General features: G+C 71.4%; 22 protein-coding genes and 2 pseudogenes. 9 read left to right on the top strand and 15 right to left on the bottom strand.

The features are described 5' to 3' along the window. Window positions 1–247: 247 nt before the first annotated feature. The 3 genes and pseudogenes from CF165_RS46280 to CF165_RS53935 form a co-directional block, all read right to left on the bottom strand. Window positions 248–463, bottom strand: a complete 216-nt coding sequence (locus tag CF165_RS46280) for a hypothetical protein (RefSeq protein WP_093953970.1) — start codon at window positions 461–463, stop codon at window positions 248–250. Continuing rightward, window positions 460–819 (bottom strand): Clp protease N-terminal domain-containing protein, encoded by a 360-nt coding sequence (locus tag CF165_RS46275; protein WP_240522138.1) that lies wholly within the window; start codon window positions 817–819, stop codon window positions 460–462. Before CF165_RS46275 ends, CF165_RS46280 begins: the two co-directional genes overlap by 4 nt. Window positions 820–825: 6 nt before the next feature. Next, a pseudogene (locus CF165_RS53935) lies at window positions 826–1,017 on the bottom strand (Clp protease N-terminal domain-containing protein); the annotation flags it as partial. 88 nt (window positions 1,018–1,105) lie between these two features. Here CF165_RS53935 and CF165_RS46270 point away from each other — a divergent pair. The 3 genes from CF165_RS46270 to CF165_RS46260 are packed head-to-tail and all read left to right on the top strand — an operon-like array spanning window position 1,106 to window position 5,090. After that, the gene (locus CF165_RS46270; RefSeq protein ID WP_093953968.1) at window positions 1,106–1,681 is read left to right on the top strand and encodes a PadR family transcriptional regulator; all 576 of its coding nucleotides are present in this window, start codon (window positions 1,106–1,108) and stop codon (window positions 1,679–1,681) included. Continuing rightward, on the top strand, window positions 1,678–2,403 hold the full coding sequence (locus CF165_RS46265; RefSeq protein WP_093953967.1) for an ABC transporter ATP-binding protein: 726 nt from the start codon (window positions 1,678–1,680) through the stop codon (window positions 2,401–2,403). Before CF165_RS46270 ends, CF165_RS46265 begins: the two co-directional genes overlap by 4 nt. Then, complete coding sequence (locus CF165_RS46260; RefSeq protein WP_093953966.1) at window positions 2,400–5,090, top strand: ABC transporter permease; 2,691 nt, start codon at window positions 2,400–2,402, stop codon at window positions 5,088–5,090. The genes CF165_RS46265 and CF165_RS46260 overlap by 4 nt, the downstream gene beginning before the upstream one ends. 144 nt (window positions 5,091–5,234) lie before the next feature. On the opposite strand, the gene CF165_RS46255 is transcribed toward CF165_RS46260, so the two are convergent. Both CF165_RS46255 and CF165_RS46250 read right to left on the bottom strand, forming a co-directional pair. Further along, window positions 5,235–6,638 (bottom strand): RlpA-like double-psi beta-barrel domain-containing protein, encoded by a 1,404-nt coding sequence (locus CF165_RS46255; protein WP_093953965.1) that lies wholly within the window; start codon window positions 6,636–6,638, stop codon window positions 5,235–5,237. Between the two features lie 369 nt (window positions 6,639–7,007). Then, entirely contained in the window at window positions 7,008–7,625 is a 618-nt protein-coding gene (locus CF165_RS46250; RefSeq protein WP_093953964.1) for a phosphatase PAP2 family protein, read from the bottom strand. A 123-nt stretch (window positions 7,626–7,748) separates the two neighbouring features. On the opposite strand from CF165_RS46250, the gene CF165_RS46245 reads away from it, so the two are divergent. Beyond that, the gene (locus CF165_RS46245; RefSeq protein ID WP_093953963.1) at window positions 7,749–8,126 is read left to right on the top strand and encodes a BlaI/MecI/CopY family transcriptional regulator; all 378 of its coding nucleotides are present in this window, start codon (window positions 7,749–7,751) and stop codon (window positions 8,124–8,126) included. Window positions 8,127–8,130: 4 nt separating this feature from the next. Then, complete coding sequence (locus CF165_RS46240) at window positions 8,131–9,090, top strand: M56 family metallopeptidase (RefSeq protein WP_093953962.1); 960 nt, start codon at window positions 8,131–8,133, stop codon at window positions 9,088–9,090. A 7-nt stretch (window positions 9,091–9,097) separates the two neighbouring features. On the opposite strand, the gene CF165_RS46235 is transcribed toward CF165_RS46240, so the two are convergent. The 6 genes and pseudogenes from CF165_RS46235 to CF165_RS46215 form a co-directional block, all read right to left on the bottom strand. Further along, a complete protein-coding gene (locus tag CF165_RS46235; protein ID WP_093953961.1) occupies window positions 9,098–9,811 on the bottom strand; it encodes a response regulator transcription factor in 714 nt (237 codons plus the stop codon). Between the two features lie 52 nt (window positions 9,812–9,863). Continuing rightward, on the bottom strand, window positions 9,864–10,784 hold the full coding sequence (locus CF165_RS53240; protein ID WP_240522137.1) for an FtsX-like permease family protein: 921 nt from the start codon (window positions 10,782–10,784) through the stop codon (window positions 9,864–9,866). Between the two features lie 625 nt (window positions 10,785–11,409). Beyond that, window positions 11,410–12,504 (bottom strand): annotated as a pseudogene (locus CF165_RS53740) (ABC transporter permease); the annotation flags it as partial. Further along, window positions 12,501–13,172, bottom strand: a complete 672-nt coding sequence (locus CF165_RS46225; protein WP_093953960.1) for an ABC transporter ATP-binding protein — start codon at window positions 13,170–13,172, stop codon at window positions 12,501–12,503. The gene CF165_RS46225 and the pseudogene CF165_RS53740, both read right to left, overlap by 4 nt. Further along, the gene (locus tag CF165_RS46220) at window positions 13,169–13,840 is read right to left on the bottom strand and encodes an ABC transporter ATP-binding protein (protein WP_093953959.1); all 672 of its coding nucleotides are present in this window, start codon (window positions 13,838–13,840) and stop codon (window positions 13,169–13,171) included. Before CF165_RS46220 ends, CF165_RS46225 begins: the two co-directional genes overlap by 4 nt. After that, window positions 13,840–14,472 carry a hypothetical protein gene (locus tag CF165_RS46215; protein ID WP_093953958.1) on the bottom strand — a complete coding sequence of 211 codons (633 nt, stop codon included), beginning with the start codon at window positions 14,470–14,472 and terminating at the stop codon, window positions 13,840–13,842. Before CF165_RS46215 ends, CF165_RS46220 begins: the two co-directional genes overlap by 1 nt. Window positions 14,473–14,634: 162 nt before the next feature. Here CF165_RS46215 and CF165_RS46210 point away from each other — a divergent pair, with 162 nt between their 5' ends. Together CF165_RS46210 and CF165_RS46205 are read left to right on the top strand one after the other, a co-directional pair. Next, a complete protein-coding gene (locus CF165_RS46210) occupies window positions 14,635–15,930 on the top strand; it encodes a sensor histidine kinase (protein WP_093953957.1) in 1,296 nt (431 codons plus the stop codon). Between the two features lie 209 nt (window positions 15,931–16,139). Further along, window positions 16,140–16,964, top strand: a complete 825-nt coding sequence (locus CF165_RS46205; protein WP_093953956.1) for a ZIP family metal transporter — start codon at window positions 16,140–16,142, stop codon at window positions 16,962–16,964. Between the two features lie 48 nt (window positions 16,965–17,012). On the opposite strand, the gene CF165_RS46200 is transcribed toward CF165_RS46205, so the two are convergent. After that, complete coding sequence (locus CF165_RS46200; RefSeq protein ID WP_167441773.1) at window positions 17,013–17,471, bottom strand: DUF1707 SHOCT-like domain-containing protein; 459 nt, start codon at window positions 17,469–17,471, stop codon at window positions 17,013–17,015. A 105-nt stretch (window positions 17,472–17,576) separates the two neighbouring features. Between CF165_RS46200 and CF165_RS46195 the strand changes: the two genes are divergently transcribed. Beyond that, on the top strand, window positions 17,577–18,623 hold the full coding sequence (locus tag CF165_RS46195) for an MGDG synthase family glycosyltransferase (RefSeq protein ID WP_093953955.1): 1,047 nt from the start codon (window positions 17,577–17,579) through the stop codon (window positions 18,621–18,623). Next, window positions 18,620–19,417, top strand: a complete 798-nt coding sequence (locus tag CF165_RS46190; RefSeq protein ID WP_093953954.1) for a polysaccharide deacetylase family protein — start codon at window positions 18,620–18,622, stop codon at window positions 19,415–19,417. Before CF165_RS46195 ends, CF165_RS46190 begins: the two co-directional genes overlap by 4 nt. Here the strand turns inward: CF165_RS46190 and CF165_RS53230 are convergent. From CF165_RS53230 to CF165_RS46175, 3 genes are all read right to left on the bottom strand, one after another. Beyond that, entirely contained in the window at window positions 19,339–20,496 is a 1,158-nt protein-coding gene (locus CF165_RS53230; protein ID WP_240522136.1) for a hypothetical protein, read from the bottom strand. The two genes, CF165_RS46190 and CF165_RS53230, sit on opposite strands and share 79 nt — an antisense overlap. Window positions 20,497–20,546: 50 nt before the next feature. Then, window positions 20,547–21,182 carry a DedA family protein gene (locus CF165_RS46180; RefSeq protein WP_093953986.1) on the bottom strand — a complete coding sequence of 212 codons (636 nt, stop codon included), beginning with the start codon at window positions 21,180–21,182 and terminating at the stop codon, window positions 20,547–20,549. Window positions 21,183–21,285: 103 nt separating this feature from the next. Then, window positions 21,286–22,461, bottom strand: a complete 1,176-nt coding sequence (locus tag CF165_RS46175) for a COG4705 family protein (RefSeq protein ID WP_240522135.1) — start codon at window positions 22,459–22,461, stop codon at window positions 21,286–21,288. Window positions 22,462–22,758 lie beyond the last annotated feature (297 nt).

Genomic DNA, 22,758 nt, shown 5'->3' with positions numbered 1-22,758 from the left:
CATCCCGGTGATCGGGCGGCAGCGGGGACAGTCAATCGCTGACGGCGAGTCGGCAAGCAGACTGCTCGCTCACCGGCATAAGGCTCCAGCACGGTCCCGGACGGTGACCATCCGCTTCGCCGCACACGAAAGGGGGTCGGCCTCACGGCAACTTTCCCGAACACCGGCAGATTCGAACCCGCCGCGCCGAACCTGCATGCGAGGCCCGGTCGCGAATCTGCTCATCGCCGACGCGCGCGCGACCTTCTCACCAGCAACACTGCCGCCACCAGGACCGCCGGGGCGCCACGCCCGCAACGACCCGGAGCGTGATCACGGGCAGGCCGGGCGATGGCATGGTGAACCGCAGGTGGGAGTCCATGTGGTGCCACCGCGTCACCTCAAGGTAGATGATCCGCCAGCTCCCCGTCCACAACACCGACGCCACCCCGAGCATCACCCACAGCGAGCGCCGCGTGGTCATCGGCGGGCGCGGATCGCGGTGCGCAGCTGTGGCGACGAGACACCCAGCGCGGCCAGGATCGGCGGCACCAGCCCGCCGTCCGCGCCGACCACCGCCACGCCGATGTGGTACTCCGCGACCCGCGTCCCACCCCGTTCGGCATCCTTGACAGCGATGTCCAGGCACGACTGCGCCCGGCGCGTGACCGGCAGGTGCCCTGGCAGCCGCACCCGCCGCCGGCGCCAGGTCTGCGGCCGGGCGACCGGCGCCGGCCCCAGGTCGGCCTCGACGGCGTCCCCTACCGCCTGCGGGTCGATGCCGATCGCGGCGAGCGCCTCGGCATCGATGCCGTCGAACACCCCGCGCGGCCCGTTCAACAACCGCTCCGTCTGCGCCGCGACACCATCCGGCGTCACACCGTGTGCCCGGGCCACCTCGCCCACCGGGGTCGGAGAGTGCGCGATCGCGTAGAGCAAGTGCTCACACCCGATCCAGGGGTGGCCCAGTCCACGAGCGCGGTCCTGAGCAGTGCAAACCAACGCGCGAACATCTTCGTCGAACTGCGGGTTTCTCATTCCTGTCCCTCGATTCTGCGCCCGTGCTCGCGGTGCACGTCTACTGGCGCCTTGCCACAACTATACCCGGTATGCATACTTGGTATCTATGTCCGTGAAACATGGCTTGCTGGCACTGCTGGAGCGGGGCCCGATGCATGGCTACCAGCTGCGGGTGGCGTTCGAGGAGTCCACCGGCGGCACGTGGCCGTTAAACATCGGCCAGGTCTACACGACGTTGTCGCGACTGGAACGCGACAAACTGGTGCGGGCGTTGCCGGAGGAGGGCGGTGGCCAGCGCCCGTACGAGATCACCGACGCCGGCCGGGTCGAAGTGGCCGGATGGTTCACCACGCCGGCGGAGCGCCGGGAACGTCCCCGGGACGAGCTGGCGATCAAGCTCGCCCTCGCGCTGACCACGCCCGGCGTCGACGTCCAAGCGGTGATGCAGGTCCAGCGGCGCGCGACGATGGCGTCCCTGCAGGAGCTGACCCGGCTCAAGACGCAAGCCACCGGCCCGCGGGACCTGGCGTGGCAGCTCGTGCTGGATTCGATGTTGTTCCAGGCGGAAACCGAGGTCCGCTGGCTGGATCACTGCGAGGCCACCCTGGTGCGCCACTCCCCCGCACCGCTGCCCACTCCGTTGCCCGCGCAGGATCCGGCCGAGGAGGCACGAGCTCGATGACGGTGTTGTCGTTGCACGAGGTTCGCCGGGTCCACGGCAGCGGCGAAACGGCGGTGACCGCCCTCGACGGGGTGAGCCTGTCGGTCGGCACCGGTGAGCTGGTCGCGGTGATGGGACCGTCCGGTTCGGGGAAGTCGACACTGCTCAACCTCAGCGGCGGGTTGGACAGGCCCACCAAAGGCACGGTGGCGGTGGACGGCATCGTGCTCGACACCTGCCGCCGGCGGGAGCTGGCCGCGCTGCGCCGGCAGCGGATCGGTTACGTCTTCCAGGACCTGAACCTGCTGGCCGGCCTCACCGCCGCGGAAAACATCGCGCTTCCCCTCGAACTGGACGGCGTCAGCAGCCGGCGCGCACGCGAACTGGCCGAGACCGCACTGGCCGATGTCGACCTCGACGGGCTCGGTGGCCGGTTCCCGGACGAGCTCTCCGGCGGCCAGCAGCAGCGGGTCGCGATCGCCCGCGCCCTGATCGGACGGCGCCGGCTGGTGCTGGCCGACGAACCGACCGGCGCCCTGGACTCCCACACCGGCGAGTCGGTGCTGCGGCTCCTGCGGTCCAAAGTGGACGGCGGCGCGGCCGGCGTGCTGGTCACCCACGACGCCCGGCACGCCGCCTGGGCCGACCGGGTCGTGTTCCTGCGGGACGGGCGCATCGTCGACACCACCGGGCCACTCGACCGGCCCGAGGAACTCTTGTCCACTCAGGACGGTCAGCGATGAGCGGCTGGCGCCCCGCGATCCGGATCGCCCGCCGAGAGGCCCGGCGGGCGAAGGGCCGGGCGGCGCTGGTGCTGGCGCTGATCGCCCTGCCGGTCACGGCGCTGGCCTTCACCGCAGCCGCCTACGACACGTTCACCCTGCACCCCGCCGAGCAGGCCGACCGGATGATGGGCACCGGGCAGGCTGTGCTCAGCTGGTCCGCCACGACGCCGGTGCAGCAGCGCCCCGACCAGCTCACCCCCTACACCACCGGCACGCCAGGTCCGGCGCCGCGGCCAAGCGCCGAGCGGCTGCTGGCGTTTCTACCGCCCGGTTCACGCGCGATCCCGCAGGCGACTGGGGAGCAGGCCGTCCGCACCCCGGCCGGCGCCGGCACCCTGGCGACGCTCGCGCTGGATTACACCGATCCGCTGGCCCAGGGGATCCTCCGTCAGCTGTCCGGGCGCGCACCCGTGAGCGCGGGCGAAGTCGCGCTCACCCCGGCCGCGGCCGCCCGCACCGGCGCCCGGGTCGGAGACATCGTCACCTCGGCCGACGGCCACGACACCATGCGCGTGGTCGGCACCGTCGAACAACCCGGCGACCTCGCCTCGGCCACGATCGTGCGCCGATCCGCCGAGCAGCGCGGCAGCCTGACGTGGCTGGTCGCCACCCCCGCGCCGCTGAGCTGGGACGCGGTCAAGAACCTCAACACGCACGGAATCACCGCCGTCTCGCGGCAGGTGCTGGCCACCCCGCCGAGCCCGGCCGACCGCTACCCGGACGTGCTGGAGAACGACGACGGCCCGCCCGCCGGGGCGTTCGCGCTGATCGCCGGGCTCGCCATGCTGGAAATCGTGCTGCTCGCCGGGCCCGCGTTCGCGGTCGGTGCCCGCCGTCGCCGACGGGACCTCGGGCTGGTGTCGGCCGCAGGCGGCACCCCGGCCCACATCCGCCGGATCGTGCTGGCCGACGGGCTGGTCCTCGGCGGGCTGGCCGCGGGCACTGGCGCCGTCCTCGGCATCCTCCTCGCCGCACTCTCGCGCGCGCCACTGGAAACGTTCCTCGACCGCCGCGCCGGCGCGTTCCGGATCTACCCCGTGGCGCAGGCGACCGTCGTCGGTCTCGCCGTGCTGACCGGTGTCCTGGCCGCGCTGGTCCCTGCCTGGATCGCCGCCCGCCAGGACGTGGTGGCCGCGCTGCGCGGACGCCGCGGGATCACCCGGTCCCGGCGGCGGTGGCTGGTCCTCGGCAGCACACTCACCGCGGCAGGAGCGGCCGGCACGATCACCGGCGCCGTGGGCAACGACCTGATCATCGTTCTCGCCGGAGTGATCGCGGTGGAGCTGGGGCTCGTGCTGTGCACCCCGATCCTGGTGGGACTGGTGGCCCGGCTGGCGCACTGGATGCCCCCGGCCATGCGGATCGCGCTGCGCGACACCGCCCGCAACCGGACCGCGGCCGCACCGGCGATCTCGGCGGTGATGGCCGTGGTGATCGGCAGCCTGGCGGTCAGCGTGATCTTGAGCGCGGAATCCGCCTCCGGCGAGGGGAATTCCCTGTCCGAGCCCGGCGACGTCAGCCTGTACGCGAGCGGGGAAGGACCGGCCAAACAGGCGATCCCGCCCGACGTGATCACCGCGCTGCGCAGCAGCATGCCGGTCCGGGAAGTCCACGAGGTCCGGTTGCCCACCTGCCCCGGCGGTCAGTGTCTGGTCAGCGTGCAAACCCCGGTGGCCCAAGCGTGTCCGTACTTCCACCCGGAAAACCGCTCGTCACAGCCGAGCGCAGACGAGCAGCGCGCCGCCCGAGCCGACCCGCGCTGCACCGGCGTCGGCGGCAAGTACAGCTACTTCGGCGGCTCCGCGGTGGGCTTGCGCGGCTCGCGCTCGTTCACCGCGGACGACGCCGTCGTCTTCGTCGTCGTCGACGACGACGACACCGCCGTCGCCGCCGTGGCCCACGTACCCACCGAAGACGGCAACCAGGCCGCGACTGCCCTGCGTGCCGGCGCCATCGTCGTCAGCGATGCCCGTTACATCGACGCCGGACGGGTGACCCTGGCCGTCGCCCCGCAGAACGGGCCGGTCGACCACACCGTCACCGCCCCCGCGTTCGCCCTCCCCCACCGTCCCCACGCGCCGGTCGCGATGCTGACCGCCACCACCGCCACCGCTCTCGGGCTCGGCACCATCCCGTTCACCGTCGCGGCAACCACGAGCCGGATGCCGACACCCGACGAACAAGACCGGCTCCAAGCCCGCCTCGGGCAGGAGTTCGAGGTCCGCGTCGACCGCGGCACCCAGCAAGACGGCCAGCCCTTGACGATCCTGGCCATCGTCGCCGGGGTCGTCACCCTCGCCGCCGCCGCACTTGCCACCGGCCTCGCCGCCGCCGACGGACGCGCGGACCTGGCCACCCTCGCTGCCCTCGGCGCCTCGCCCCGCATGCGCCGGGCATTGTCGCTCAGCCAGGCCGGCGTGATCGCCGGACTCGGCTCCATCCTCGGCACCCTTGCCGGCCTCGGCACGGCGATCGCGGTACTGATCACCCTGAACCAGGCCACCGCCGACGCGTGGCCGGTCCAGCAACCACTCCCGATCATCGTGCCCTGGCTCAACATCGGCACCGCACTCGTCGTCGTACCCCTCATCGCCATGCTCGGTGCCGGCCTGCTCACCCGCTCCCGCCTCCCCATCGAACGCTGAGCCCGCCGCCGCGGATGACAGGTGGGAAAACCGACGCCCCTGAACCCGTCATCCGCGGCTGTACCACCGGCATCCCCGACACCGCCGGAGCTTGCGCCTACGGGACGGGCATCGGTTCCCCATGCCCGCACCCGGTCGGCGTTGTCAGCCGACCTTCTCGATCTTCGCCTTGCGAATGAGCTGCTTGCCGGGCTGGTGGATCTTCGCGAACGCCGCGTTGTTCAACAGCGCGCAGCTGCCGGACTTCGCGGTCACCGGCACGGTGATGGACTTGGCGTTGTCCAGGTTGGTGACCTTCAGCATGGTGCCGACCGGGAACTGGTTGCTGGACGCGGCGGGCGCACCTTGCTCTCCGGACAGCGTCACGGTCGAGCCCTTGCAGACGACGTCACCCGCGGCCGCGGCGCCGGACTGGTCCGCGGTGCTCGCCCCCTCCGCCAGACCTTGATCGGCCGCCGTGGCACAACCAGCGTCGGCAGCCGCTCCACCGGCCGCGGCGTTCGGGTCCGCGGACGCAGCGCTGTCCTTGGCCGCGGCCTTCTTGTCCTTCGCGGCATCCTTCTTGTTCTTGCCCGCGTCCTTGGTGGCTTTCTTGTCCTTGGCAGGCATGCCGTTCTGGTTGGCCATGCCGTTCTGGTTGGCCATGCCGTTCTGGTCGGCAGCCATCCCGTTGGCCCCCGCATTCGGGTCAGCGGCGACGGCGTTCGCCTGGCACGCCGCGATCGCAGCGCAGTCGGCGGCGTTGACTACGTTGTTGTCGGCGGCCGCACCATTCTGATCAGCCGCCATGCCGTTCTGGTTCGCCATGCCGTTCTGGTTCGCCATGCCGTTCTGGTTCGCCATGCCGTTCTGGTTCGCCATGCCGTTCTGGTTCGCCATGCCGTTCTGATCAGCGGCCATGCCGTTCTGATCGGCAGCCATCCCGTTGGCCCCCGCATTGGGATCGGCAGCGGCGTTCGCCTGGCAGGCCGCGATGGCGGCGCAATCGGCACTGTTGGCAGCGGCGTTGTTGTCGGCGGCCGCACCGTTCTGATCGGCGGCCATGCCGTTCTGGTTCGCCATGCCATTGCCGCTGTCGGCCGCACCGTTGTTCGTGGCCATGCCCTGTTGGTTGGCCATGCCCTGCTGGTTGGCCATGCCGTGGCCCGCGGCGTTCGGGTCGGCCGTCGCGGTCTGGTCGGCGGCGGCCGCTGCGCCGTTGTCCGCACAGTTCACGGCCGCTGCGGCAGCCTTGCCCGCCGCAGCACCCTTCGCCACGCACCCGGCGGCCGCGAGCCGCTGCTGGATCAGATCCGCCACCGCCTGCCGGTTGGTGATCCTCGCGGTGGACTGCGCATCCGGGTTCGCCTTCTGACCCGCGATGAAGTTCAAATTGTTCTGTAACGCCGTCTCGAGGCCCTGACAGGTCGCCGTCGGGGCCGTGGCGGCGTTGCTGTCCGGACTGCTGAACGCGAGCACCGTTGCGGTGACTCCCGCAACTCCCAACAGGGCGGCGAGTCCGATCGTCGCCTGTTTGCGGTGTCGTCCGGAACTACGCAAGCGGGGCATCTGCCCCTCCTCTCTGGTCGCCACCTCACCCTGGGACACGGCTGCGCGACACAAGCGGTTCAGAGGAATTCATCCAGCATCGCAAGCAAAGTCCGCCCATGCGATCACCGCAGGACCGAAAAGATGTGCTGCCAGCGGTGTTTGCGCGAATCCGGCGATCGAGTGCGGCGACAATTCGTTGATAGGTGGTGATTCTGGGTCGAGACAGTCCACAGTGGACAATGGACTTCTCACCCGAGAAGTCCACAAGAGCCCAGGCCGGCGGCGTTCAGAAGCCGCGAGTCACCTAAGTACTTCTACACCAACGTAGTAGCGATGGCAAGCCGACACCCAGTGGTTACCACGAGCAGAGTTATCCGCTGGTTAACGTCACCCCAACACCCGTTCACCCTCGAGCGCAGCCGCCCCGACCAGCGGCCGGCATCTACCCGACCGCAGGCGGATGACGACGGCCGTCAGCGGCGCACGCAGCAGCAGGCCGATCAACGCCACCCCGGCGCCGAGCACAGCACCGGCCAGAACGTCGTGAACGTAGTGCGCACCGAGGTACACGCGGGAGAAGCCGATCAGCACCGCCACCGCGAGCGAGGCGAGCCCGGCCCGGCGGCCGACGAGGAGCAGCGCGACGGCAGCGGACACGGCGATCGTCACGTGGTTGCTGGGGAACGAGTAGTCCGTCGCGAAGTCGCACGTGGCCACGGTCGGCACGGACGGATAGCGGATGCAGGGGCGCGGTTCCTCGACGAGGATCTTGACCAGGTTGCTCAGGCCGTAGGCCAAGCCCACGGCGACCGGCACCCAAAGCACAGCCGCCATCCGGCCGGCATCCTGGCGACGTGCACGCCACCACGCCACCGCGACGACCAGCGCGAGCAGCACCAGGCCGGCGTTGGTGAAGACCTGGAAGAACCCGTGAAGCCACGGGGTCGCGCGGGCGAACTCGAGTACGTCCAGATACCAGCCGCCATCGATGGCTCCGCCGTCCACCGCCCCACCCTCCCATTCGATTGACAACGACGTAGAACTTCTACTTCAGTGTAGGTGCTCGCGGCGCGTGTCCGTCGCCGGGAGGTGGCGAACGGAGTTTCGCCAGGCAGGTAGATTGGTGGTATGCGGATGCGGCGAGACGACGGTGCCCGACGTGCGCCCGGCGAGCTCGAAGCGCAGGTGCTGGCCGTGCTGTGGAAAGCCGACGGCCCGCTGGCGCCGGCTGAAGTACGGGAGCGGCTCGGCGCCGACCTGGCCTACACGACCGTCGTGACCATCCTCTCCCGGCTCCACGAGAAGGGCGTGGCGGAGCGGGAGAAACTGGGCCGGTCCTTCCGGTACCGGGCCGTCGACGACGAACCGGGACTGGCCGCGCGGCGGATGACCAAGGTGCTCGACGCCGAACCCGACCGCGACAGCGTGCTCGCTCGCTTCGTCTCGAGCCTGTCCGAATCGGACGAACATGTGCTCCGCGAGCTGTTGCGGCAGAACGAAGGCTGACCGCATGGATCCCGACTTCTGGGTACCCTTGCTGCTGCCGTTCGCGGCGTGGCCGCTGGCGCGCATCGTCGTCCCCCGGCTACCGCCGCGTGCCGCGAGCTGGCTGCTGACCACCGGATGCCTGGTGCTCGCCGCCGCCGGCGCCGGCGCACTGACCTTGCAGGCGTTCGCCGGTTTGACGCTCGTACCGGCCATCGCTCAGGCCGGTCATTGGTCACCGCAGGCCCTGAACAGCGTGGAACCGGTCAACGTCCCCCTGGCGATCGGCTGCGGGCTCCTGCTGAGCGCCCTCGGCCTGGCGTTCACGCGGACGGCCGTGCGGTACGCGCGCTGGAGCCGCGCACTGACCCGGGAACTCGACGAACACGACCCGGCCGCGGGAATCATCATCCTGCGCGGCAAGGAACCGGTCGCGTTCTCCGCACCGGGCCGCGGCGGCCGGATCGCGATCTCCAGCGGCATGCTCGACGCCCTCACCCCGGCGGAACGGGACGCCCTGCTGGCGCACGAACGCGCCCATCTCCGCCTGCGCCATCACCGCTTCCTCATCGCGATCACCCTCGCCGCTGCCCTCAATCCACTCCTGCGCCCGCTTTGCTCGGCAGCGAGGTTCGCCCTCGAACGCTGGGCCGACGAAGCCGCCGCGCAGGACATCGGCGACCGGACGGTGGTGGCCAAGGCGGTCGCCAAAGCCGCCCTCGCCGGACGGCCCGAACCCGGCTTCGCTCTCGCGGCGACCGGCGGACCCGTGCCACGGCGGGTCAGCGCCCTGCTGACCGCGCCCGCCCGCCGTCTTCCCGCCGCGTTGCTCAGCGCCGCCCTGGTCCTGGGCGTCACCGGCTGGTCGGCCCAGACGGTGCTGGACTCGGCCACCGACCTGCACCAGAACCTCGAATCCGCGCAGGACTCCGCCACGGACGCCCGGGGACTCCTCCCCGACGACCACGACGGATTTGACCGCTGAATCGGATCTAGAGCGGCGTTTCGAGCCGGTAGCCGTGCCCGCGCAGCGTCGTGATCACCGGCACCGTCACGCCCGTCCCATCGCCGAGCCGCCGACGCAGAGCGGCCATGGTGACGTCGAGGGTCTTGGTCGGTCCGAACCAGTGCTCGTCCCAGACTTCCGCCATCAGGTCGTCGCGGCTGACCGCGACACCCGGCCGGCGGGCCAATGCGGCGAGCAGGTCGAACTCCTTGGGACGCAGGGAGATCTCCCGTCCGCCCAGCAGGCATCGCCGCGCGTCGACGTCGAGCACCAGATCGCCGAGGCGGACCGGGGCGGTGCCTGCGGACGCGGCGGGGCGGCGGCGCAGGTGAGCCCGCAGGCGGGCCAGCAGCACCGTGACGGTGGCGGGTTTGACCAGGTAGTCGTCGGCGCCGGCGTCGAGGCCCACGATGATGTCGATCTCGTCGGCACGAGCGGTGAGGATGATGATCAGGACCTCCGGGTCCGCGCCGCGCAGGGTGCGGGCGACGTCGACGCCGTCGGTGTCCGGGAGGCCGAGATCGAGCAGGACGACGTCGGGTGCGCTTTGCCGCGCCTGGGCCAGCCCGCCTTCCCCGGTCCGGCACCAGCGCACCTCGTAGCCGTTGGCGAGCAGCCCGGTGCGGAGGTGACCACCGATCGCCGGGTCGTCCTCGATCAGCAGGACCTCGACGGCCTCGCCGGCACGCTGCATGCTCATGGGCCGGATCGTAACCAGTGTGGCCGCGGCCGGCCCGGGACACCGTGGCCGGTCACAGGTCCCGTAGCTCCTCCACCGCCGGGCGGGTCGACGCCCGGGCGCTGAGCAGCGCGGCGGCGGCGAGGGCGGCGATCACGGCCGCGGCAGTGGCCGCCAGGTAGTTCCAAGGGACGGCGATGGCGGACGGAGGCGGGTCGAAGACACCGGTCAGCACGGTCACGAGCATCCGGGCCAGACCCCAGGCGATGACGGCGCCGCCGAGCAGGCCGCAAGCGCCGAGCAGGAGTCCTTCGCCGAGTACCAGACCGCGCAGCTGCCGCCGGGTCGCGCCGAGCACGGCCATGATGGCCAGCGTGCGTCGCCGTTCGGCCAGCCCGACGGCCAGGACGATGCCGCCGGCACCGGCGGCCAGCAGGACGGCGAAGGCCAGCTCGAGCCGGGTCAGGCCGTGCAGGTTGACCGACGTGAGGCTGGAACCGACCTGCGCGCGGGTCTGCGTGAGGTCGGTGACGGCCGCGCCAGCCCCGAGCCGGGTCCGCAGTACCGCGGCGACCTCGGCCTGACCGGTCCCGCCGGTGTCGACGAGGAACGCGCCCACGGCGTCGGAACCGGTCACCCGGGAGAGGTAGTCGGCGTTGGCGACGAAGAAGCTGTCCTTGGGCGCGGTCGGGAACTCCTTGACGATCCCCGCGTAGTGGAACGGCACGGTTCGTAGCTCCTTCGTGCGGCTGTCCTGCACCCGGAGGTTGACCAGATCGCCCGGGACGAGCTGGAAGTCCTTCACCGTTTCGACACTGACCAGGATCGCGTCGGGCTGCCGGGCGAGCACGGCCATCAGCTCGGCCGCCGTGCCGCCCTGGAAGTAGGCGTCCTGCAGGGCGGTGGCCCGGGGTGATGGTGTCCGGCCGCACGCCGTAGAGGTCCTGCAGATCGGCGCCGACGTAGGCGAACCGGTGCTGGATCGGCTCGACACCGCGGACCCCGGGTACGGCCCGCAGCTGCCCGGCGGCAGCCGGTCCGACCTGCGTGCCCGGGGACTCGGTGACGGTGACATCGGCGCCGTTGGTCAGCTGGGCGTCCGCCTCGGCCTGCTGCTCGTAGGTCCTGTTGAATACCGCGGTCGACGCGGCGAAGGACAAGGCCAGCGCGAGCAGGACGATGGCTCGGGCGAGGATCCGGCGCTGGCGGGACAGGCTCGCCGCGCCCGGGCCGGCGAGGTGGCCGGCCAGCGGCCGCAGCAGCCGTTCGAGCGGGCCACGCCCGTGCGCCAAGGCCAGGATCACCAGGCGCCACAACAGCGCCGCGGCGCCGAGCCAGAGCAGCGCAGGTCCGAGGAAAGCCCAGTACGACACCGAAATCGACGGCACGCCCTCCGGGGCCAGCACCAACGCGTAGTCGTTGCCGCTCGACGCCCAGAAGACCACCAGCGATCCACCGATGAGCAGGAAGTCGGCCCCGGCTTTGAGCCACCACGGGGCCCCGTGTTTTCCGACGGCCTGCCGGGCCTGGGCGACGCTGCGGCCGCGCAGGTCCACGACCGCGGGGACGAGGACGGTGATGGTGGTGATCAACAAGCCCGCGGCGAACGCGACGGCGAACCACAGCACGGTCGCCCCGAGATCGGCACCGGCCGGAGAGGGCCCGAACGCGAGGCGACCGGCCGCGGCGGCGATGCCGAGTCCCGCGGCACCGCCAAGGACACCGACGAGAACGGCTTCGCCGACCGCGAGCCGCACCACCGCTGCCGGTGCGTAGCCGCGCGTGCGGAGCAGCGCCTGTTCGGGCCGCCGGCGTTCGGCGCCGGAGCTGACCAGCGCCGCGGTCAGCAGCGCGGACAGCACGACCCCGGGCAATCTGAGGAACAGGAAGAGCATTTGTGCGTACGCGGCGTCACCGCGGGCGGCGTCCAGTGCCGCGGCGACGTTGTCGCCGACCAGCGCCGCGCCGGCGGCCCGGGCCTCGAAGTTGTGCGCGGTGGCAATCGCCGACTGGTACGCCGCCGCTGGATCGCCGGGCCAGGGGGTGGTGAGCCGGACGTGGAACTGGGTCGTCCCCGGCTGGCCACTCAGCTCGGCGAACATGGCCTCCGGCACCAGCAGGACGTTGTCCGGAGGCGCCGCGGGCTGTGTCTGGGGGGCCGCTCCGACCTTCTGGAACAGGGAGTCGGCTTGGGGCAGGTCGACGACGCCGGCGACGGTGACGGCCAAGGGGCCTGCCCCGGCGCGTCCGATGCCGACCTGGTCACCGGGACGTACGTGCAGGTTTGACGCGGTCTGCTGCGCGACGAGCACGCCGGTGGGTGCGCCGGCCAGGTGCCGGATCTCGTCGGGGAACACCGTCGCGTAGTCCGCCGGGACACCGAGGACGACGCCGGGGCCCGTGGTCTGGGTGGTGCCGTCGCCGGAGGCGCAGAAACCGGGGGTCCGTGCAATGTGGACGCGTTCGACCACACCGGCTCCGGGCGTGGTGCGCAGCTGCTGCCGCACGGCCTCGGGGTCTCCGCCGGGCTGCACCTCGACCTGCCAGTCGACGGCGACCGAGCGCAGTGCCCGCGCGGTCATCGTGGCCTGCGACGCGGTGAGGAACGTCCCCAGTGCCGCGATCAGCGCCACCCCGAGCGCGATGCCCGCGGCGGTGGCGAGCACCCGGCCGGTCCGGTGCCGCAGCAGCCCGACCAGCCAGCGCACCGTCATGACGGCACCACGGCAGTGAGCAGTCTGCCCTCACGCATCGTCCAGTGCGTGTCGAGCCGATCGGCGACCGCATTGTCGTGGGTGGTGACGACCAGTGCGGCCTCGAGGTGAGCGGTCGCGGCGAGCAGTGCGTCGAGGAGACGGCGACCCGCCGCGTGGTCGAGCTGGCCGGTGGGCTCGTCGGCCAGAACCAGGCGCGGACGCCGGGCGAGCACCCGCGCGACGGCCACCCGCTGCGCCTGGCCGCCGGAGATCTCCTCGGGAAGTTTCGCGGCCAGCTCCGCCACGTCCACCAGTTCCAGGGCCTCGGCCACCCGCCGCGCGACTTCGGACCGGTCGACGCCCGCGATGACGAGCGGGAGGCCGGTGTTCTCCGCGACGTCCAGGGTCGGCACCAGGCTGGGACTCTGGAAGACCACCCCGATCAGGTGCGCGCGCGTGTCGGCCGTCACCGGCAGCCCCGGCCACGTGACCTTCCCCCGCGTCGGCCGCTCCAGGGCCGCCATCAGGTGCAGCAGGGTGGACTTGCCCGACCCGGATGGCCCCGCTACGGCGATCCGGGCCCCGGCCGACACGGTGCAGCTGGTGCCGTGCACCGCGACGACGGCCGACAGGCCGGTGCCGTAGGTACGCGACACGTCGTCGCAGGCCACCATGATCTCGGTCATCCAGCCACCGCCCCGTCCCGCAGGAGCACCACGCGGTCGGCGATCCGCACCACCTCGGCGCTGTGGGTCACCACGAGCAGCCCGGCGCCCCGGCCGGTGTGTTCCCGCAGCAGCGACAGGACCTGCTGCTCGGTCGCCCCGTCGAGCTCCCCGGTCGGTTCGTCGGCCAGGATGACGTCCGGGTCGTTCACCAGCGCCACCGCCAAGCCGGCCCGCGCAAGCTCGCCGCCCGAGAGCTGCGCAGGCACGGCCAGGCCTCGGCCGGTGAGGCCGACCTGCTCGAGGAGTTCGTCGGCCCGGACGCGCCCACGGCCGGCGGCGCGGCGGGCCAGCCGGATGTTCGTGGTCACGTCGAGGTGCGGGACGAGGTTCCGGGTCTGGAGCAGCACACCGATGCGGTCGGCCCGGACGCGCGCGCGATCGGCCTCACGCCGATGGGTCATGCGCTCACCGCCGACCCGGACGGTGCCACCCGCCGGTTCGTCCAGACCGGCCAGACAGGCCAGGAGGGTCGACTTTCCCGAACCGGACGGCCCGACCACGGCCACCGTCTCGCCCCGGTGAACCGTCAGCGACACGCCGCGCAGAGCAAGCGTCTCGTCGTCGCCGGTGCGGAAGAACCGGTACAGGTCGCGGGCCTCCAGCGCCGGGCCGGGGTCCGCCGTCATCACTGCCACCGCAGGGAGTCGGTGACTGTCCGCCACGGGTCGACTTTGTCGGCGTTCACCGGCCCGGACAGCGTCAGGTCGACCCGGGTACCGGCGTGGAAGAAGACGTAGTGCTCGAAGGCGTCCCGCACGACCTTGCCGGTGACCGGGTTCGGGGCCGAGTCGCCCTGGTAGGTCACCAGGACGGCCGGACCCGCCTGGCGGGTCACGGTGGATACCGGACCGAGGGCGAAGCGCGGCACCTGTCCGCGCCACGCCGCGATGTCGTTCGCCGTGACCGAAGTGGCGGTCGGGGCGGTCGCGGCGGCGGCCGTGCTGACCTGGACCTGGTTCAGCTTGTCGGTGAACGTCGTCGTGGCGCCCGCAGTGGAGGAGGCCCAGCCCTCCGGGATCTTCACCGAGAACCCCCCTCCCGGCGGAGTGAACGCGACGAAGGCCTGGTTGTCCGGGATGTCACCCGGTGGGTTGGACTCCGTGGCCGGCTGCCCGGACTCCGACGTCGACCCCGAAGAGATCACCGGCGTGGGAGCGGACGCGCTCGGTGACGGCGGTGCCGATGCCCCCGCACAGGCGGACACCGCCCACGCCGTGACCAGGATTCCCGCGCCCAGCACCCCTTTCCCGCCCGACATGGCACCTCCCGGCCGTGCGACAACCACCTGTTCCCCACGCTATGAACTGCCCGGCTACGGCAACCGCCCGGAAAGGTACGAGGACGGCAAAACACGAGCCGGGCCGCCACGGTCGGGCCGGGATCCGTCGCGGCAGCCTGACGGACGACCATGATGGGCTCCATGAGAGCTCGGGTGGTCCGGGTAGCCATGATCGCCGTCTCGGTCGCGCTGGTCCTGTTCGCCGTGCCGCTGGCGATCCTGGTGTGGTCGTCACTGCTCACCGAAGAACAAGGCGAAATGGAACGGGTCGCGCTGGCGGCCGCCGTCCGAGTGGGTCCGCAGTTCCTCACCGGCGACCCGGTGGAGCTGCCGACCGCGGAGGCCGACAACACCATCGGCGTGTACGACCTCGGCGGCCACCTCAAGAGCGGCCACGGACCGGAGATCGCCGACGACGTCGTCCGGCAGGCTTACGCCGGCGCTGCGGCGGACGGTCAGGCGGGAGCGGATCTCGTGGTCGCGGTTCCGGTGTCCGCCGCCGAACACGTCAACGGCGTGGTGCGAGCCGCGGCGCCGATGAGCGTGGTGTGGGCCCGGGCCTTTCTCGCTTGGTCATTGCTCGCCGCCCTCGCCGGTGGCGCCCTCATGGTCGCCGTGCTCATCGCGCGACGTCAGGCCCGTCTGCTCACCGGACCGCTGGAGGACCTGTCGAGCGCGTCCGACCGCATCGCCGGCGGAGACCTCGGGGCACGGGCCGACCCCGGGGACGTCCCGGAGATCAGCCGGGTGGCACTGGCCCACAACCTCATGGTCGACCGGCTGACCCAGCTGCTCGACCGGCAGAGCCACTTCAGCGCCGACGCCTCGCACCAGCTGCGGACCCCGCTCAGCGGGCTGTTGCTCGAACTGGAAGCCGCACGCACCGCGCCGCCGGCCGACCTCCCCCGGATCCTCGACGACACCGCCCGCGGAGTACGGGACCTCTCCCGGACCGTCGAAGACCTACTCGCTCTGTCGCGTCACCATCCCGAAAGGTGGTTCATGGCGGCGCCCGGCACGGTCGCCGACGTGCTCACCGGCGCCGAGCAACGCTGGCACGGCCCGCTCGCCCACGAAGGGCGCCGGCTCGTCATGAACATCGATCCGGACATCCGCGACTGGCCGGTCCCGGCGAGCCTGCTCACCCAAATCGTGGATGTCCTGGCCGACAACGCGGCGCGCCACGGCCGGGGCACCGTGACCCTGACCGCCCGCGACACCTCCGGCGTCCTGGCGATCGACGTCGCTGATGAAGGCGCCGTCCGGCTGGACTCCGCCGACGTGTTCGTCCGCGGCGCGTCGAGCGGCGGCGGCCACGGCATCGGCCTGGCGCTGGCCCGCACCATCGCCGAAGCCGGCGGTGGACGGCTGACCGTCACCCGCCGCGCCCCCACGACGTTCACCCTCTATCTCCCTCGCCTGGACGACACCGCCTGAAAGACGGCGAAGCTCCCACCATATTTTGCTGTGTTCTAACCTTCTTCTGCCCATGCGTTTGCTTGAAAGTCCACAGTGGACCCACCGCGGTGCTCCGTCCGCATGAAACCGGCCACGGCAAGGCAATTAGGTACGCCTCACCTCTATGAGGCGAGCCTTCCCTGAGTTACGGTCGCAGCGTTCGCCGCGAGACTCCAGGAGCCAAGCCCATGTCGCCCACCCAGATCGCCGTCCTCGGCGCCATTTCGGGGTTCACCATCTACCTCGGGCTCCCACTCGGCCGGCTACGCGCCGAGATGCCGCGGCTGAAGACGTTCCTCAACGGCACAGCCACCGGCATCCTGGTCTTTCTGCTCTGGGACGTGCTCGCCCACGCCTGGGAACCGATCGACGCCGGGCTGGGCAAGGACGGACTCGCCGGAGCGCTCGGCAACGGCGTAGTTCTCCTGGTCACGGCCGGGGCGGGCCTGCTCGGGCTGGCCTACTTCGACCAGGCGACCGCGCGCCGCCAAGCGGGCGCCCAGCGCGCGTACGGGCCAGGTGCGGCGTCGGTCGGTGAGCTGAGCGCGGCGGCGACTCGGAACCCGGCTTCCCGCCTGGCCATGACGATCGCGATCGGGATCGGCCTGCACAACTTCGCCGAAGGGCTGGCCATCGGCAACTCGGCCGCCGCCGGGGAACTCAGCCTCGCCGTGCTGCTGGTGATCGGGTTCGGGCTGCACAACGCCACCGAGGGCTTCGGCATCGTGGCACCGCTGACCGGCACCCGCCCGTCCTGGGGCTATCTCGCCCTGCTCGGGCTGATCGGCGGGGGCCCGACGTTCGTGGGCACGCTCGCCGGACAGGCGTTCGTGAACGAGACCCTCTCGATCGCCTTTCTCGGCCTCGCCGCCGGGTCGATCCTCTACGTGGTCATCGAACTGCTCGCCGTCGCCCGCAAAGCGAACCTCAAGACCGTCACGACGTGGGGCGTGTTTCTCGGGCTCGTTCTGGGCTTCGTCACGGACGCGATCGTCACCGCCGCCGGAGCCTGAGGGGCCGCTGATTCTGTCCGCCAGGACGGAGGCCGGCTCACGTCCGCGTCATTCCCGGCCGAGTTCGTGGTGCTCGAAGCCGTCCCCGCCGATGCCGTGCAGCGCCAGCACGACGAGTAACACCGCAACCAGCACCGTGGCCAGGGTGACGAGCGCGACCGTCAGGCGCCGGCGGACGCTGACCGTCCGATCCCGTCCCAGCAGTGCCAACAGGTCGGTCAGCACCTGCCGACCGGCCGCGGACACGATCGGACGCCAGCCCGCGACCGCGTCGGGCGCTGATGGCAGGTCGGCCGTGATCGCGGCGAGGTCGTGGCGGTACCGGGCGGCGTAGACCCGGGCTATCCGGTCTTCGACCTCCGCCATCGTCAACCGTCCTTCGCCGACGGCGACGTGCAGCGCCGATTCCGTCTCGGCACGCTCGGCATCCGAACAGCGCACGCCACCCGGCGTGGTCGCGCTGTTCTCGCCCGGTGGAGCCGGCCGGTGTTCAGCGGGTTCCGTCATGGTGCACCTCGGTCTGCGGCAGAGCAGGGAGCCGGAATTCTCATCATTCTTTAATCTACTACCGTGTAGAACTTCTACAGAATAGTCGTAGAAGGGATCGGGAAGATGACGCGCATCGTGATCGTCTCGGCGCGCGTCGGCGCCGGCCACGACGGAGCGGCGTACGCCCTGGCCGAACGCCTCGGCCACCACGACGTCGAGGTCCTCGACTTCCTCGACCTGCTGCCCCGGTCGCTGGGCCGACGGCTCTGCGATCTCTACCACCGGCAACTCGAGGTCGCGCCACGCAGCTGGGACTGGACACTGCGCGCTCTCAACACCGCCGGCCCGGCTAGGCTCGCAGCACGTGCGGCGACGCTCGCCTGCGACCGCCTGCGCACCGTCCTCGGGGACGGCCCCGACCTGGCGATCTCGACCTATCCCCTGGCCACCCACGCGCTGGGCGCACTGCGCGCGCGAAGCACGCTGACAGCACCGCTGGCGGTCTACCTCACCGATCCGTCGGTGCACCGGCTCTGCGTCAGCAGCATCGCCGACCTGCACCTCGCCCCGAACCAGGACGCCGGGGCACAGGCGCTGGCCTGGGGCGCCCGACAGGTCGACGTCGCGGCTCCGCTGGTCCGAACCCGGTTCCGGCCGGCGACGAGCGCCGAGCGATCCCGCGCCCGGCAGGAATTCGCCCTGCCCCCGACCGGCCGGCTGGCCCTGGTCGTAGCGGGGTCGTGGGGCGTCGGGCAGGTAGCCGAGACAGCCTGCGACGTCGCGGCGTCCGGCGCCGCGGTTCCGGTCGTGGTCTGCGGCCGGAACACCGCCCTGCGCGATCAGCTCCTCGCCGACGGGTACCCACATGTGTTCGGCTGGGTCGAGGACATGGCGAGCCTCATGCACGCCGTTGACGCCGTCGTGCAGAACGCCGGCGGCCTGACCACATCCGAGGCGCTCGCCGCCGGGCTGCCCGTGGTGACCTACCGCTGCCTGCCCGGCCACGGTCGGGCCAACGCCGTCGTACTCGACCGGATCGGCGTGGTTCCCTGGATCCGGTCCGCCGGCGACCTGGCGACGGTGCTGGCGGCAGCGCGGCCACCCGCCTTCGCCGCGCTGCCGGCCGGAGATCCCGTTCCGCTGCTGGAAAAACTCTTGGAGGTCGCGTGAAAAGCGCACTGACCCTGGCCGCCTTGGCGGCAGTGGCGCACGCCGGACCGGCAGCGACGTTCCTGCCCGGGCCGCGGCGAGTCCTCCTCCCCCGCCTGGCCGGCATCGCCGCGGACGGCGAGGTCGCCTTGACCTTCGACGACGGGCCCTCGGCCGCGTCGACCCCGCACTTCCTCCGGCTGCTGGACCGCCACGGCGTCAAGGCCACCTTCTTCCTGCTCGGGACCGAGGTTCTCCAGGCACCGCAGCTGACCCGGGCGATCGCCGACGCCGGTCACGAGATCGGCGTCCACGGCTGGGACCACCGATGCCTGCTGCGCAAGTCCCCCTGGCGCACCCATCGCGAACTGCTGAACACCCGCGCGCTCGTCGAATCCCTCACCGGCATCCGGCCGCGGTGGTTCCGGCCGCCCTACGGCGTCTTCAGCGCCGCGTCCGTGGCGTCGGCGCGGTCGCTGGACCTCGCGCCGGTGCTCTGGAGCACCTGGGGCTTCGACTGGACCAAAGGCTGCACCCCGGAGTCGGTCCACCGCAGAGTCATGCGACGGCTCGGGCGCCGCGGCACGATCCTGCTCCACGACAGCGACGTCACCACCGGCAACGGCGCGTGGCGGGCCACCCTGGCCGCGGTGCCGAACATCCTCGACGACTGCCGCCGGCAAGGACTCCGCGTCGGCCGGCTCGCCGACCTCACCCTCCCGCCGACGGCGCGGCATCAGCCCGAGGCAGGAATCGCTCCCGCGACGGCCCGGAGCGTGACGGCGAAGAAATCCCGCTGGTCAGCGGTGAAATAGCGGTCGGGCGGGGACAGCATCGACGGCAGCAGCGTGTTCGGTGCCACCCCCTCGATGTCGGGACGGAACAGGGTGCAGTCGACCCGGCCGCTGTGGATGTCCAGCTCCATCCCCCGGACCACGCCCGCCGACGCCATGGCGCCGGCCAGGGCCGTCAACGTGAGCTGGCTACCGGCCGCATAGATCAACCGGCCGTGGGCATCGGTCCCGATGCCCGAGCGCCAGGTGAACTGGAACTGGTTGCCCGCACTTCCCCACCGCCCCGCGGGGTCGCCCGCCAGGCCGGGCACCGGAACACCGCCGTCGACGATCAGATCGAGGTTCTGCCGGACCGCGGCCACCTGCGGCCCCGGACGGACGTCGCGGCCCCACACACCGACGGTGGCCACCCCCGAACGATCGATCACCAGCGACGCCATGCCGTCCTTCAACGGCTTTCCGTACCGGCCGTCGGCGAAGAACCCGCCGTCGGTGTCCTGGAACTTGAAGCCCGAGTTGAACGTCGCCAGCAGTGCGGCTCGCAGGGAGTCCGGCACCCGCGCGTGTTCGGGCCACTCCGGACCGCCGGGTTCCCTGGTCCCCGCGATCAACGCAGTACGGACCCGGTTCTGGTCGAACGCCACCATCCCGGCGACCACGCTCGTGTGGGCCCGGTCCGGCCGCACAAAGGCCGTGTAGTCGGCGGCCTGCCCGCCAGGCGCCCGCGCCTCCGGGGCCCAGACACCCTCGCCGGGCAACGCGTCCGGCGAGACCGGCAAAGCGGCCGGTGCGTTCACCGTGTCGCCGGCCGTCGGCGGCGCGGGCTTCGGCAGCGCGTCCGCACCGGGCAGGTGGTCGGCGGGTGGATGCCCGGTGTACCACCAGTTCTCAAGCGCGTTCACGACCGGACCCGCGCCCATTTCGCGGGCCCAGTCGGCCGTCCGCGCCACGAACGTGCCGGCACCGGGGTCGGTGAGCGCCTGGACATAGGTGACCGCCGGATACCCCAGCAGGACAGCGAGGACGAGGAGTGTCGTCGCGAGCCGCCGCCTGCGGCGGTTCACTGCCGGCCCAGCCGGCAGGTTCGCTGTCCGGGTCATATCCCACCGTCACGAGATCTACACAAGGGAGACGAAAGGTCAGCGCACGGTCAAAGCCGGCGGTCCGGGCCGCCGGACGGGCGCTTGCGGCCGCGCCGGAGTTCCAGCGCCAGCGGGATCAGCGAGACCACCACGACAACGGCGATGATCGGCAGGAGGTACTGGTCGATTCCCGGAATGCTGGAGCCGAGCACGTAGCCGGCGAGCGTCACCCCGACCGACCAGAGCAGGCCGCCGAGCACCTGCCACACCAGGAAAGTCCGCGCGGGCACGTCGAGGATGCCCGCCAGCGGGTTCAGCACCGTCCGCACGACCGGCACGAACCGGGCGAGCACGATGGCCTTCGCGTGGCCGTACCGGGAGAAGAGCTCCTCGGCGCGCTCGACGCCCCGGTGCAGGTGGGGATTGCCGATCTTCCCCAGCAGCGCCCGGCCGCCCCGCCGACCGAGCACGAACCCGACCTGGGCGCCCGAGACGGCGCCGGCGACCGAGGCCACGAGCACCAGCGGCAAGGACAGGTGCACCGGAGCCGAGGCACTGGTGGTGCAGAACAGCCCGGCGGTGAACAGCAGGGAGTCGCCGGGCAGGAAGAAGCCGACCAGCAGACCGGTCTCGGCGAACAGGACCAGGAACACCCCGGCCGTGCCCAAACTGGACAACCAGGACGTCGCACTCAGGGGGTTCACGCCCGCGACCACCTTCCGCCGGTGACTTCCGCACCGCTCCGGCACCCGGGCGGCTCTTCTACACGAGTGTAGAAGAGCCGCGGGCGACCGCGGGAACCGGGACTCATCCGAGCGAGCCCAGCAGGGCCGTAAGAGCGGCCTTCTCGTCCGGCGGCCGGGGGCTGGTGGCCCGGAGCTCACGCAGCACCTTGTCAATCTTGCTGTCGACCTCGGTCCACGTGGCCCGGTCCTTCGGCTTCAACCGGGCCTCGGCCTGGTCCCACTGGCTTTCGAGGTCGTCGACCCGGCTCGTCGCGCCGGACTGGTCGCCGGTGTTGAGCAGGTCGAGCGTGTCCTGAGTGATCTTCCGGAAGGCCGAGAGGTCACCCAGCGGCGTGACGTGAGCGACCGGGCCGCCGCCACTCGCGTTCGGTACCGCGTTCGGAGCGGGGTCCACAGAGTCCTGCAGCGCGGACTTCCGCATGCTGTAGCCGGTTGCCGCGGCCACGACGACCAGCGCAACCACGACGACGGTCTGCCACAGGCCACCTCGCTCCCGCGAAACACCGGCCGGTGCGGCCGGCGTGATGTCCGGCTTCACGACCGACAGGTAGAGAACGGTACCGAGGATGCCCGCCGCGAAGATCACGCTGGTCACGGTCGTCCCCAGGCCGAGGCCGCCCGCATCCGGCGGCTGTGCGAGGTAGTCGCCGAGCGACGCGCCGAGCGGACGGGTCAGGACGTAGATGCACCAGAAGGCCAGCACCGGGTGGAGCCCGAGCCGCCACCCGATCGCGAGCAGGGCGATCAAGGCGGCCACGATGGCACCCGTTGCGAGGTAGCCCAGGCCAAGCACCTCGGCCATGAGGTCGCCGGTCGCCGTGCCGAGCGCGAAGGTGAACAGGATCGCCAGCCAGTAGAACGCCTCCCGGCGCCAGGTGACGATGGAATGGATGGACAAGGTTTTCTCGGTGCCGTACCACGCCAGGAAGGTCACCGCGAGGAGAACGCCGAAGAGCAGGGTGCTCGTCTCGAGCGGCACACCTGCGGCGTCCGTGAGGTTGTCGGTGACCAACGTGCCGAAGACGCTCACGAGCGCCACGGTCAGCCAGTAGACGCCCGGCACGTAGCGCTTCGTCGCGAACTGGACGGCCAGCGCCACGGCCAGCAGGACGCCGGTGATGACGGATACGCCGGTCAAGCCGAGGTTCAGGTTGACGTTGAGGAAGTCGGCCGCCGATTCGCCGACCGTCGTGCACAACACCTTGACGATCCAGAAATAGACCGTGATTTCCGGCACTTTGTTGAGCAACTCGCGATGCGGTTGAAGAACACGTTGTGAGGTCATGGACTCTTTCCTGGTCCGTCCGCCGTGGTAGCGGAACGGGCGGGCGGCCACGTGCCGGGATGAGGTGTGACGGGACCCCGGGAAGCACCATCGCCGGGCGGGGGGGGACTCCCGGCAAAGGGGCGCGAAGTCCCGTCACGGCTTGCCACGCTAGGGATAACCGCACCAGTGATCAGCCGCCGGAGGGCAAAAGGACGGTTAAATGGGCGCACTCGTCTTGCGGTTCACCCTTCCGGGTAACGCCCGGGT

The sequence above is a fragment of the Amycolatopsis vastitatis genome, from assembly GCF_002234595.1.
Classification (GTDB): domain Bacteria; phylum Actinomycetota; class Actinomycetes; order Mycobacteriales; family Pseudonocardiaceae; genus Amycolatopsis; species Amycolatopsis vastitatis.
This window is presented reverse-complemented; position numbering and strand designations above follow the sequence as displayed.

What these genes read in the sequence shown, in the direction of transcription:
- CF165_RS46280 (WP_093953970.1), bottom strand. Translation starts at nt 463, where the DNA reads ATGACCACGCGGCGCTCGCTGTGGGTGATGCTCGGGGTGGCGTCGGTG.
- CF165_RS46270 (WP_093953968.1), top strand. Translation starts at nt 1,106, where the DNA reads ATGTCCGTGAAACATGGCTTGCTGGCACTGCTGGAGCGGGGCCCGATG.
- CF165_RS46265 (WP_093953967.1), top strand. Translation starts at nt 1,678, where the DNA reads ATGACGGTGTTGTCGTTGCACGAGGTTCGCCGGGTCCACGGCAGCGGC.
- CF165_RS46260 (WP_093953966.1), top strand. Translation starts at nt 2,400, where the DNA reads ATGAGCGGCTGGCGCCCCGCGATCCGGATCGCCCGCCGAGAGGCCCGG.
- CF165_RS46255 (WP_093953965.1), bottom strand. Translation starts at nt 6,638, where the DNA reads ATGCCCCGCTTGCGTAGTTCCGGACGACACCGCAAACAGGCGACGATC.
- CF165_RS46245 (WP_093953963.1), top strand. Translation starts at nt 7,749, where the DNA reads ATGCGGATGCGGCGAGACGACGGTGCCCGACGTGCGCCCGGCGAGCTC.
- CF165_RS46240 (WP_093953962.1), top strand. Translation starts at nt 8,131, where the DNA reads ATGGATCCCGACTTCTGGGTACCCTTGCTGCTGCCGTTCGCGGCGTGG.
- CF165_RS46235 (WP_093953961.1), bottom strand. Translation starts at nt 9,811, where the DNA reads ATGAGCATGCAGCGTGCCGGCGAGGCCGTCGAGGTCCTGCTGATCGAG.
- CF165_RS46225 (WP_093953960.1), bottom strand. Translation starts at nt 13,172, where the DNA reads ATGACCGAGATCATGGTGGCCTGCGACGACGTGTCGCGTACCTACGGC.
- CF165_RS46220 (WP_093953959.1), bottom strand. Translation starts at nt 13,840, where the DNA reads ATGACGGCGGACCCCGGCCCGGCGCTGGAGGCCCGCGACCTGTACCGG.
- CF165_RS46215 (WP_093953958.1), bottom strand. Translation starts at nt 14,472, where the DNA reads ATGTCGGGCGGGAAAGGGGTGCTGGGCGCGGGAATCCTGGTCACGGCG.
- CF165_RS46210 (WP_093953957.1), top strand. Translation starts at nt 14,635, where the DNA reads ATGAGAGCTCGGGTGGTCCGGGTAGCCATGATCGCCGTCTCGGTCGCG.
- CF165_RS46205 (WP_093953956.1), top strand. Translation starts at nt 16,140, where the DNA reads ATGTCGCCCACCCAGATCGCCGTCCTCGGCGCCATTTCGGGGTTCACC.
- CF165_RS46200 (WP_167441773.1), bottom strand. Translation starts at nt 17,471, where the DNA reads ATGACGGAACCCGCTGAACACCGGCCGGCTCCACCGGGCGAGAACAGC.
- CF165_RS46195 (WP_093953955.1), top strand. Translation starts at nt 17,577, where the DNA reads ATGACGCGCATCGTGATCGTCTCGGCGCGCGTCGGCGCCGGCCACGAC.
- CF165_RS53230 (WP_240522136.1), bottom strand. Translation starts at nt 20,496, where the DNA reads ATGACCCGGACAGCGAACCTGCCGGCTGGGCCGGCAGTGAACCGCCGC.